The organism is Flavobacterium sp. TS_SC_5, assembly GCF_056156265.1.
This window is the reverse complement of record NZ_CM149588.1, coordinates 3,418,133-3,430,548: the sequence shown is the minus strand read 5'-3', so window position 1 is coordinate 3,430,548 and position 12,416 is coordinate 3,418,133. Positions and strand designations below refer to the sequence as shown.

The 12,416-nt window shown below is 28.8% G+C and carries 6 protein-coding genes and 1 pseudogene; 2 read left to right on the top strand and 5 right to left on the bottom strand.

Going from position 1 to position 12,416, the window contains the following annotated elements:
• Window position 1 precedes the first annotated feature (1 nt).
• Window positions 2–3,409, top strand: coding sequence for a UvrD-helicase domain-containing protein (locus tag AC0J6S_RS14710; protein ID WP_474954500.1), 3,408 nt, complete (start codon window positions 2–4; stop codon window positions 3,407–3,409).
• 67 nt (window positions 3,410–3,476) lie between these two features.
• Complete coding sequence (locus AC0J6S_RS14705) at window positions 3,477–3,872, top strand: hypothetical protein (protein ID WP_474954499.1); 396 nt, start codon at window positions 3,477–3,479, stop codon at window positions 3,870–3,872.
• Between the two features lie 508 nt (window positions 3,873–4,380).
• Here AC0J6S_RS14705 and AC0J6S_RS14700 read toward each other — a convergent pair.
• The 5 genes and pseudogenes from AC0J6S_RS14700 to AC0J6S_RS14680 form a co-directional block, all read right to left on the bottom strand.
• Window positions 4,381–4,701: a hypothetical protein gene (locus AC0J6S_RS14700; protein ID WP_474954498.1), complete on the bottom strand. Its 321-nt coding sequence runs from the start codon at window positions 4,699–4,701 to the stop codon at window positions 4,381–4,383.
• A gap of 244 nt (window positions 4,702–4,945) precedes the next feature.
• Window positions 4,946–7,795: a hypothetical protein gene (locus AC0J6S_RS14695; RefSeq protein ID WP_474954497.1), complete on the bottom strand. Its 2,850-nt coding sequence runs from the start codon at window positions 7,793–7,795 to the stop codon at window positions 4,946–4,948.
• A 35-nt stretch (window positions 7,796–7,830) separates the two neighbouring features.
• Complete coding sequence (locus tag AC0J6S_RS14690; protein ID WP_474954496.1) at window positions 7,831–10,455, bottom strand: hypothetical protein; 2,625 nt, start codon at window positions 10,453–10,455, stop codon at window positions 7,831–7,833.
• 723 nt (window positions 10,456–11,178) lie between these two features.
• Window positions 11,179–11,481, bottom strand: a pseudogene (locus AC0J6S_RS14685) (murein L,D-transpeptidase catalytic domain-containing protein); the annotation flags it as partial.
• 347 nt (window positions 11,482–11,828) lie between these two features.
• Window positions 11,829–12,398, bottom strand: a complete 570-nt coding sequence (locus AC0J6S_RS14680; RefSeq protein ID WP_474954495.1) for a hypothetical protein — start codon at window positions 12,396–12,398, stop codon at window positions 11,829–11,831.
• Window positions 12,399–12,416: the final 18 nt, after the last annotated feature.

Genomic DNA, 12,416 nt, shown 5'->3' with positions numbered 1-12,416 from the left:
TATGGTAACAATAGATTTCAAAGATTTTGATGCAAACAAGGTTGGTTTAGAAGGTAGTAATTTAGTTGAAGCCAGTGCAGGTACAGGTAAAACGTATTCAATTGCTATATTAGCATTGCGCTTAATATTGCAAAAAGAAATCCCTGTCAAAGAAATTCTGATGGTGACATTTACTAAAGCTGCGGTTGCTGAATTAGAGACTAGAATTAGAAAATTTATCCGGTTAGCACATAAGTATAGTTTAGGGAGCGAAGATGGAGTAAATACAGACATTAGAAATCTGGTAGACAGTATTGACAAAGAGAAGACACAGATATTACTTATCGAAGCTGTTCGACAATTAGATGAGACAAATATTCTTACCATACATAGTTTTTGTCAAAATACATTGACCGAATTTGCTTTTGAAACCGGACAAGCCTATAATACTGTTCTGATTGAAAATTTATTAGATGTAATAGGGGATGAGGTCAAAGATTTTTGGAGAACAGAGATAGGGAATATAAATAAAAAGGATTTAGAAATAATTGTCAATAACCTGACAAAATATAAAATTTTCACAGATTGGTATCGCTACTTAGGGTTGGGAGTTTTTGAAAATGCTTTAAGTCTGGGGATTGACAATAAAATTTTCATTAACGGGGAATTAAATTTTGATAACTCTAAAACAATTGAAGCCCAGGAAAATGAAGTTCAGGAAGAAATTTTAAGTCACATTATTGATAATAAGGCTGCTTTTATCACTGAAATTAATATGTACCAAGCGCCACGTTATACAGATAACACCAAGGCAACATATGTTCAAGAATTGGAAGATCCATTAGGTTTTCTAACTTTTATTCTTAAAACAACAGCAAAACCGGCATTGGCAATTTTTGCAAAAGAAATCAAATATTACCGTGAATTACAAAAGAAAAAGGATTCTTTGAAGAAAATATTTTTTGAGCAATTTATTAGCAAAGTAATAATTTCTAAAACCGAAGTAATCAAGCAACGATTGAGATTATTGAACCAAGTATCTTTTGATGATTTAATTCAAAATTTGCATAGAACGATTGTAATTAATCAAAATGATAGCATAATTAATCTACTTAGAAATAGATATAAAGCCGTATTTGTTGACGAATTTCAAGATACAGATAAATTTCAGTATGAGATTTTTAATGCTACTTTTGATAATGAAAGAAGTATATTGTTTTATATAGGTGACCCTAAACAGTCTATTTACGGATGGAGGAAGGCTGATATCAATACTTATTTTGAGGCAAGAAGTAGGGTAGAGAATGTATACACTATGAATACTAATTTCAGATCGACACAGCCACTAATAAATGGTCTCAATGAAATTTTTAGTGAAGATAATTATTATGACGAGGATCTATGTTTAGGTAAGGGGCTGTTTTGCAATGAAAATGAAAGTTCTGTTGCTAAACAAATACATTATCAAGAGGTTGCTGCGAGTATTACTGCAGAGAATATGGTTTGTGTTTTAAACGATTCGAAAGAATTTCCGCTAACCATTTTTAATGGAATTCAAAACAAAGATGCAATACTTCCTAATGTTATTAATTTGGTTCAGGACTTGTTAAGAAATGGTAGTTTGAGATCAGGTCAAACGGATTCTCCAATAAAAGCTTCTGATATTGCCATTTTAATTCGGAAAGGATTTGAAGGTAAAGAATTAAAAAAAGAGTTCGATAAAATTGGAATTCCATCGGTATTAATAGATGAGGACAAAATTTTTAGTGCCTTGGAAACAACAGATGTACTGTATTTGCTTCAGGCGATCCAAGTGCTGTCTTCCTCGTCGATCAATAAAGCATTGTTGTCGAAACTGACAGGGTATAGCCGTACAGATATAGAAAATCTAGAAATTAACTTTCATATTACCCGTTTTAAAAAATATTTACTATTATTTAATTCTAAGGGAATTTATACTTTTTTACTTGCTTTTTTTGCGGATTATCGTACTCGAGAAAATTTATTAGGAGGTTCTGAATTTGCGGTAAGTAGCGGGCTGAAAGCGTATTCTAACCTTCTTCAGCTAGCTGAAGCTTTACAACGGATTCAAGAGGAAAGAGGGTATGAATTAACGGAATTAATATCCTTTGTAAGGAAGGCTATTGCTGGTGAAAAAATTGATGGGGATGAATATGGACAACGAATAGAATCAGATGAAGATGCTATTCAAATAACTACTATTCATAAAAGCAAAGGATTGCAATATAATCTGGTTATTGCACCTTATTTAGATTTAGATGTAAAATCAAAAGGAGCATTTTCCAGTTTCAGAAATGATCAAGGGAAATATTGTTTTGAACCTAATTATAATCATCCTGAATCCAATAATTTTGATTTTAGAATTCAGAATGAGCAAGAAAACAGAAGATTAATTTATGTGGCTCTTACGCGAGCAAAATACCAGTTGTATATATTTACTCTAAATAAAGGTTCTCTAGGCTCAATTCTGGAAAACAAGCAAAATTCTGACTCTTTGCTCATAAAAAATTATGAATTCAAAGAATTGTTTTTTGATTCGCAAAACAAACTTTTGGACAATTTAATATATGATGAGGCAAAAGAATTTAATTTGAAAGATAAAAAATGGTGTAAAATGAGTTTTTCATTTTTAAGCTTGCCTCATGCAGCTGCGCCAAAAGAGTTTAGTAGAATTAATGAAGATTATGATTACTTTATTTTTAAAGAACTTGAACGTGGCGCGCACATTGGGAATTTATTGCATACTATCTTTGAGTATATCGATTTTACAAATCCAGAAAAATGGCAGAAGATTATTGATTTAAATTTGAAAAGATATATCCCTAAGAAGCAGCAATTATATAGTCCTAAGATAATCGGTTTTCTAAATCATGTTCTAGATACTTCAATCGAAATAGCGGGAGACAAGATATTTAATTTAAAGCAAATTGCCAATTCAAAAAAGCTAAATGAATTAGAATTTGACATCAATATTGCTCAAATGGATTTGAATAAATTGTACGAGATTCAAACCGAGGCTACCCGATTTTCTTTTAGAAATGTTGATCTATATGGTATTCTTAATGGTAAAATCGATATGTTATTTGAACATGATGATAAATATTATATCCTTGACTGGAAATCTAATTATTTGGGGGATACTTTGGATGACTATACGCCTGAAAAATTAAATGATGCCATGAACGAAAACAATTATCATTTGCAGTATTATATATATACTATGGCTGCAAAGCGATATTTAGAAAGTAAAATAACAGGTTTCGATTATAACAAACATTTTGGCGGCGTGATTTATCTTTTTCTACGTGGTATAAGACAAGGTTCAGACACCGGGATTTTTACAACCAAATTATCAGTAGAAAATGTAACCAAATTAGAAGAGGTTTTTCAATTAGCGCCAACAAATTAAAAATAAGAGGAATCGTTTTGTTTAAGAATATTTAAACATTAGTAATGTTAAATTGAAAATAAAAAAGATGAATAAGTCCAATCACAATTTTAATGGATTTCCTATTGACGGATCCATGAGAAGCCAGACCCAATACAATCTTTTTGCAGGATATCTTGCAGAAGGGTTTAGGGCTTCCGCCGCTAAAAGTATTCCAGGAGACATAAGTATATTTTCATTTTTTTTCGCGATCTTGAATTTAGCAGCCTGCATTTCTGCCGGGATTTTAATAATTATCTGGTTTATCCTGTCAGGCTTGTTCCGACTCATTTTTCGTCGGAATATGCACAGTGAGGATGATATTCCTGTTAGTGTTAATGAATCCTCTCGAGACTCTGATTGGGATTATACACCAGAAGAACTCGATTATTATTTATCGGATGAATACGCGGAACTTTGCGAGAAAAGAGAAAATAAGCTATAAATTAAGTGTATTGGTTTGATTTAAAATCAGGTAAACCAGATCGAATTTATTACTATGAAAATGAATTGATCAGTAAATTTGATTATTTTTATGTGAATATTTATGATTTGGATTTTGATTGTATGTAATTCTGCATTATTGGTTTTACGAATTTTTTCTACCTCTCTTATGAAACTTTACTTATTATTTTTGGGTACAGATTGAAAGCGGCACGGTTGGACTTATAGTCTCAAGCATTTTCTAAATTTCTATATATTAGTATATTATTTTCAGAATGGTTTCATTTCACTTCCATCTAGTATACGATTATCTTCAGGTTTCGGGTCATAAACTGATTTAGGTATATCAGTCTGATATTTGAATAAATTATATTCACTCAAATATTTTCTATCATAAATCTTAATACTAAGTGTAAATATGATAATACCTATAAAAATTATAACTGCGTTACTGTTAGTTAATGACTTTAAAACCAGTAAAGAAATATTGATAATAACCGAAGCAATATTTAACATGATAAAAAATACATTACCTCATTAGTCATAAGAACCATTGTCATAGTAAACACTAACCAATGATTATAACAATCGATTAAGAAATAAGAACCAACAACAGCACCAAGTAAATTTATAAATTTATTTGATGTTAAAAAACTAATAAATAAGGTTATTGGGGAAATTAACACCATAAACAATATTATAAACCCAAAAGTCGCAAAACTACTACCAGTTGGTAAATTACCAATACTATCTGGGACCCATTCATTAGCGGTAAAAGTAGTTCCATCACTATTTTTACCTTTAAAAATTCCTTTAGGGATTAATTCCATAATAATAGAATTTATTAATTAAAATATTTTTATGCATTCATTAAATATAATTGATTTATTCTTGCTAAAGATTTTGATTTCAATGACAACAAAGTTTTTATTCATTGTCCTATTTTTAAAGAAAGCAGACTGTATGATTGAGTTGTATAAATTCATTAAAAAATTGGAATTATAAATTATGAATGATCTGATGTCTTAAATTTAATTATCAAACTTTGCGAGATAAAGTTAATAAGTAGAAATACTAATATCCAAGCCAATCTTTAAAACCTTTCCATCCTTTTCCTTTATATACTTCTTCAGGTTTAGCTGGAATAGTATCAGGTTTTAAACCCGATTGTTTAAATTTTCTCCATTCGCTTTCACTACAAAGTTTGAGACTGTGAACGAATACTTTTGCATCTTCATAAGGTAAAAAGTTAAATGAATTTCTTTTAACCGTTTCATACCCTAAAAAATCTTTAAACCCTTTCCATCCTTTTTCTTTATATACTTTTTCAGGTATAGCTGGAATAGTATCAGGTTTTAAACCCGATTGTTTAAAATTTGTCCATTCGCCTTCACTACAAAGTTTGAGACTATGAACCAATACTTTTGCATCTTCAAAAGGTAAGAAGTTATGCGTATTTGTTTTAACCTTTTCATACCCTAAAAAATCTTTAAACCCTTTCCATCCTTTTTCTTTATATACATTTTCAGGTTTAGCTGGAATAGTATCAGGTTTTAAACCCGATTGTTTAAATTTCCTCCATTCGCTTTCACTACAAAGTTTGAGACTGTGAACGAATACTTTTGCATCTTCATAAGGTAAAAAGTTAAATGAATTTCTTTTAACCGTTTCATACCCTAAAAAATCTTTAAACCCTTTCCATCCTTTTTCTTTATATACTTTTTCAGGTATAGCTGGAATAGTATCAGGTTTTAAACCCGATTGTTTAAAATTTGTCCATTCGCTTTCACTACAAAGTTTGAGACTATGAACTAATACTTTTGCTTCTTCAAAAGGTAAGAAGTTATGTGTATTTCTTTTAACCGTTTCATATCCTAAAAAATCTTGAAAACCTTTCCATCCTTTATTTAAATATACATTTTCAGGGTTGGCAGGAATGTTTTCAGGTTTCGTTTCCAATTTCTTATATTTTACCCATTCATCTCTGCTTTTTAAGTTTAGTGATCCTATAAATTTTTTTGCTTCTGCGAAAGATAAATAATTAATGATAATTTTCTGTAAACTCTTTTCTCTTTTCTTTAGAATATTTTCAGCTTCCGGAGTTAAATAAAGTTCTGTATATTCAGTTTTTATAGTTAAAAATTCTTCTGCCAAAGAAATAGCTCTTCCGTACTCTTTCATTGCCATATACGCACTCATCAATCTAGATATTAATGGATCAATAAAATGTGAATATTGTTTTTGTCCTAATTTTTCTTTAAAAAAAACCATAAATTCTTCATAATCTTTTTCTAATAAATTGGCTAATATTGGAGCATCTGTTTTTTTTGATGAAACAAGACCTTCATAAGCGCCACTGCGTATTTTGTCATTAAGATTTGAAGCTCTATGACTTACTTCATAATTATTGTACTGATTGTTCCATTGATAATAATTTTCTTCACTTATATTCCCCCCATTGTATGCAATTTCAATTACTTCTTCGGGTAATTTAATTGCCTCTTTATATTCCAGTTCACAATAAAATCTATAATATTTTTCATTAAATAATATACACAAGCCTTTATTTCCATCCGATCCTATATTATGAATTAGAACTTTTATTTTTTCAATTTTATCTATTAACCCATTATTTTTAAGATAAGCATAGGCAGTGATATTTTCTAGTTCCCTATCGATTTTATCTTTGGTATGAAACTGACTTAGGAATTGCATCTCTTTAGTAATACTTGTAATAGAAATTACATTACTATAAAATGCATTCAAAAGACGTTGGATTCTATAAGTACAATATTTTTGTATGTTATGTTTCGTGCCTTTATTGCTGAAGGCAGTTTTGTATTCTGATTTTTGTAATATATCTAATTCGTTAAAAAAATAAGTATTTGGATAATGTGCATTTTCAGTACATATATTTTGTTCAGGTATATTAGCATCTGAATTTAAATTTAAAAATTCAAAATTTTTGATTTTTATTTCAGTATCTAAATAATTGGTAAATCTTTTAAGTCCTTTTTGATACCTAGCTTCGTCGATTAAGTTAAGTCTATAGGCATTATTTACCTGGGTCAAATTTGAAAAACTCCAGTTAGGGAGTTTACTCGAATATAAGTCAAATAAAAGCAGTCTGTCTTTTTTTTGAATTACCCCTTTATCTTCGTCCTCATAAATTTCAATTGCAATATTTTCAGTCGAATAAGGAATAGGGTTTGTATTAGTATTTGTATCAAAATGATCATCCATGTATTGATACATTTTGTCCAAAATTTCTTTTATATTTAATTTTGTATCTAAAAACCGTATACAATCCAAAGCTTTATGGAAAACAAAAAGTGAGCGTTTTAGAAAATAGTACTTTGGATCATATGTTTCATTAAAAATAAGATTTTCAATAATTTGTATTCCATCGAATTCTTTTTCATCTATAATGATATCCAAATAAAGTTCAATTAATTCTGTTAATTCTGTTTTTCCAAAATAAGTTCTAAATATCAATAAAAAGTCCCAATTAAGTTGGTCAAAAGGAATTTCATTTCTTAAAAAGGCTTCCTCATAATGACTTAATAATCCCTTTAATGAAGGATTATTATTTATTTTTAGATTTAGTAACGATTTTTTAGACTTAGATTTTAAAAATTCTAAATTAATTTCATTTCTAGAATAAAATCCACCATTTTTTTTTAAGTATAAGTTAAAATCAGGTACTTCATTGTTAGAGATATCATCTATAGAAGTTAAAATAGAAAGACCATCTGGTTTTGAAGTTAAATCGGCAACAAATGAAATAAAATTTGATTTGAAACTTAAATATAAATCTCTTCGTAATGGCCTGTTACCATAAGAACGTAATATTGATTTATCATGTAACAGATGAATAAACTGATAAGAAATGTTATTGCTTAATAAATTTGTAATTTTATCCATATTATTTGGAAATTTAGATATTTTAATCTTTAAAATTAAGTGCTTTTTATTAAATGTCCTGTGAACAAGTACAATGCAATAAAGTCAAATGCATTTTTTATTTGTTTATTAAAACCCATATCTAAACTTTCATGATTTTTATTATGTCTGGTTTGGTCGCTTAAATATTTAATTCTACTTAAAATATAAGAGAAGTTCGTTTTTTTAATATCCGTTCTGTAAATCCTTTCAATGTCTTTATATTTTCTTAAATCAGATATGGAATTAAAATGGTTTATTACGTCAGCTTGTCCGATAAATAGTTTAGTTTCAGATTCCAAAATATAGCATTTTAAATATGTTTCAAAACCCGTAATAAGTTTGTTTAAACAAGTTTCACGATCGTAATAATCAGTTTTTGTGCATAAAAGCTCGTATAGTGATTGTAGCAATGAGTCTCCCCATCGAGTTATATTTCCGGTTGTATCTAAAATTGCTGTATAAAAAATATCAAAACTATTTGATAATTCCTCTTTATCCATTTTGTAGAAATTAATTTCGGAAGATAGCTCGTTAATCACTTCTGACTTCAATTTAGTTAAATCATAGCGTACTCTCTCGGTTAAAGCTTTATTACCTAATAACTCTGTTGATTCTTCTTGTACTTCAATATGCAATTCTTGGGGAACTGGTAATAATGAAGTTTCTAATGAAATCCATACGTCACTTTCGATTTGTTCTTTTATGAATAACTCTCTATCTTGAAAAACTCTATAAAAATTAGAATAAGAAATTCCTTTAGGCATTAAAAATTCAACATCAACTTTTAAATCAATTAGTTTAGCTTTTTTATTTTCTTTAAGAAAACTAATAGCATGTGCTCTAACGTTCTTTTTATAATCAGGCTCAGCTTTTTTACCTAATTTTTCTAGATCATGATTTTTTAATTCATGTTCATCAATAGTATAAAACGTATTATTATTTATAGTTTGTTTTAATAAAATTCCCGTTTCAACAAATTTTTGCAAATACGAATAGTAGTTTCCACTTCCATTAATTCTAAAACCATCATTTTTTAATGATTCCATTGTTTGCTTTTCTAAAATTCCTTTTTCAATTTCCTTTTCTTTTGTGCTTCTAATAATTTTAACGATAGTTTTAATTAATGAGTTTCCTAAATACCGATTTCTTTTGTCAACCGTTTTTATCTCAGGATATTTTTTAAGAAAGTCTTGATGAATAAAGAGATTTTCATCTTCCACGGCTCTTCTTGAACATAAAAAAAGGTTTGTTCTTAAACTACTTTCGGGGTATATAGAATAGGGAGTATTAGCTATAAATTCTTTCAATTGATTAAAGTTTACTTTCCCAATAAATTGTTCAATAACGGTTTGGTCTATAAATTTCGCAATAGTTTCTTGAGTTGCTTCATTATTATTTTTACTATAAAACCAATAACCGGATTTGTTTTTTGGTTTTATTTTATCGGTTTTCTTAATATGCAATTCAATAAGACTCGGTATAATTTCAAGATCTGTTTCAGCGGCTCTTTGATTGTATACATTTAAAATCTCCTCTTTATGCATTGCGCTTCCATTCTCTAAAAGTATTCGTTCCAATTTTGCATTTAGTGATGACAGATATTCCCATTTAAATTGGTAAAGCAATTTGTCATCGTCTTCTATAATTTCAATCTTAAAATAATCATCAAGCAATACATCTAAAATTTGTTTATTAATTCCTTTGCTTATGATTGGTATATTACTTTTTGTACTTTTTAGTTTTGGTATGATTTGTTCAAATGCTGAGAAAACTTCATTTTTCGTTAGTGAATTTCCTTCTCTTAGTACAGAATCGAGAACAGTTAGATGTGCCCTAAAGATACCAGATTCACCTTTTCTAACTATGGTATAATTGCTATTGACTAAATTATCAAAATTAACTTGAATACATTCTAACCTGAATAATTCAACAAGTTTTTCGACTTGTATAATGTCAACTTCATTATGATTAGAAAAATATTCTAAAAAATTAGAACTGTAGATCGATTCTTGAAGCGTTTTATTTACAGAAGACAATAAAGTTTGATTAACTTCTAATCCAAATCCCTGCTTGGCATTTAAAAATAAATCACAAAGATCGGGTCTATTTTTATAATCAAATAAATTTGTTCTTATATTCTCGGATGACTTATCGTATTTAAATCCAATTTCTTTAAAATTTAAAGACGCATTTGCATTCAGTCCAAAATATTCATTCATATAATTTGATATCTGAAGAAATGCATTATAATCTATTTTTTGAAAAAAGTTTTCTGGAAGTTTAGATTTAATTTCAAGAATATTAGAAATTTGCGTCAAACTATCTAATAAATTAGATGCGATACTTTTTTTGGGGTTTATGGTGTTACAAATTTGAATAGGTACATTTACTACATAATGATAATAATTTTCAAAATATTCTGATTCGTTGTCAACTTGAAGTTTAAATCGATTCAAGAGGGAGAGTTTCGTAACTCCTAATTTATCAATTTTTGTAAATTCTTCATCAGTTAGATTGTAAATGTCAAGTAATGAGAAGTTTTTTTCAATTAAAGGACCTTTGATTTTTGAATTTAATAATTTTTCCAGGTGTTCTTTTCCTTTAATTTCATTTAATATTGTTTGTAAGCTGATATCCATTTTTCTTGTTTACATGTTTTTTTATTCGATGGGAATGATTTATAAAAGTATTTCTTTTTTTCTGCTAATTGATAAACTAATTGAAATTTTATAATTTATGTTACTAGTTTTATTAAATGTTAGTCTTTGCTCAAGCGCAATGACACTGTTGGGTTTTGTTTAAGCGTATTAGGAGTGTTGTCGCAACTTCTTTACTTCTAATTCTGCTGAATTAAGCGCATTATACAGCATATCCAAATGAATTCACATAAAATATCGGTAGTATATTTAAGGTTTAGATTTATAAATCATCCCTTTATTAAGTATAATATATCTAAGCAAAAGAACGAAGTTAGGAAGGGACAAGATAATTAAAAAATCACGCATAATTTCCAAATTATCGTCCAAATCATGGTAATTTGGTTCACTAAGACTGACACAGGATGGCCTATCCGTGTATCTATCGATAAAAAATGTCAAACCCAATATTAGAGTGACAATAGCAAGTATTAGTAGCGCTCTTGATGTTATTTGTATATTTTAATTTTAAAGTTGAATTAATTGGCTACTTTAAATTCATTGGGAAATACTGCTGCTTTAAATATTTTTCAAGATAACAGTGATTTGTATACTTTCAATCTGTTTGATACTTATCTTCTTCTTAGCGCACTTCTCGATTGAGCTTGAATATTAGGGATGTTTTGTGGGACGATACTGATTTGAGCCATTTTTCATTACTGTTCCTTATTTATAAATCCACATAAGTACTGGTTTAGCACTTGATTTTAGAAAGGGGTCAATTATCTTAAAGCTATTATTTGAAATTGTAGGACAGCCCCAACCTTCAGTTGTTCCATTTGGATAAACTTCTTCATCTGAAACGGCATCCCACGAGTGAAACACAATAAAGCGCTTAAAAGCATTGCTGTTTGTTGGTTCTAATCCATGCAAAACATATTTTAAATTGACACCCCAACTACTATAAGCTCTATCGCCAATTTTATATTTTCCAAGAGAAGAGCAATGACTATCATCAATATTACTAAATTTAGGTTTATCTCTTGAAGAGTCATTCCTCCAAGGATTATCTCAACATCCATGACCAACCAAAAAACTATGCTTTATTTTTTTGTTTTTAAAATCCCAAACTATCAATCTTTTTATACCAGAGTGTAAGCTCATGTCAATTAACATGCAGAAATCTGTATTAAAGTTTTTAGTATTACAAAAGGCAAATGCCTGGTTTGCTTTGTCTCTTGTTGATTCAATATCTATATGGGGCTTTTCACGTGTCCTAGTACATCCAAATAAGAAGGTAGAAAATAGAATTATGATAGTCTGTAGATGTATCATTTTAAAATATTTGTATAAATTAATTAGTATTGTTGTTCTTTTTATTCGACTGAATTTTCGTCCTTGTTTTTTTCGTCATTTCGCTGTAATAACTCGGAAAACACAAATACAAGGTCCTCACCAGTTTCCATTAACCTATAAAATGACCATACGCAATCTTTGGTTAAATCATAATGGTCGAAGCAGTCATTTTCAATTTTTTTTGGATAGAGCATATAGGTTAGTAAATCTCCTGAATAAACAAATGACACATAATTGTACTTAATATTAACTTTGACCATCCCAAAATTTAATAAGCCATTAAAATGAGACGTTAAAACTAATATGTCGTTTGTTCTCTCCTCATCGAAACTTTTTAATATTATTGCATTGAATTCTAATTTATGATCGGTAACTGTATAATTGAATGTTATCAAATTACTTTCGTCTACATTGAATCTGTTTTCAATACGCTTTTCAGTTTCAAATTGCCCAAAACGCCATCCTTGCTCTAGGTTATATTTAATAAGGTCTTTCCAAACAAATTCAGAGCGTTTGCGTACATTCAAGAGTCTGTACATTCGCTTTGCTGAGGATAAAATTTTAAACAATAGTTTTTTTAATTTATTCATTGCACTTTTAAAATAAGA

Excerpts from the sequence above, each read along its gene's own strand:
- AC0J6S_RS14710 (WP_474954500.1), top strand. The coding sequence starts at position 2 with ATGGTAACAATAGATTTCAAAGATTTTGATGCAAACAAGGTTGGTTTA.
- AC0J6S_RS14705 (WP_474954499.1), top strand. The coding sequence starts at position 3,477 with ATGAATAAGTCCAATCACAATTTTAATGGATTTCCTATTGACGGATCC.
- AC0J6S_RS14700 (WP_474954498.1), bottom strand. The coding sequence starts at position 4,701 with ATGGAATTAATCCCTAAAGGAATTTTTAAAGGTAAAAATAGTGATGGA.
- AC0J6S_RS14695 (WP_474954497.1), bottom strand. The coding sequence starts at position 7,795 with ATGGATAAAATTACAAATTTATTAAGCAATAACATTTCTTATCAGTTT.
- AC0J6S_RS14690 (WP_474954496.1), bottom strand. The coding sequence starts at position 10,455 with ATGGATATCAGCTTACAAACAATATTAAATGAAATTAAAGGAAAAGAA.
- AC0J6S_RS14680 (WP_474954495.1), bottom strand. The coding sequence starts at position 12,398 with ATGAATAAATTAAAAAAACTATTGTTTAAAATTTTATCCTCAGCAAAG.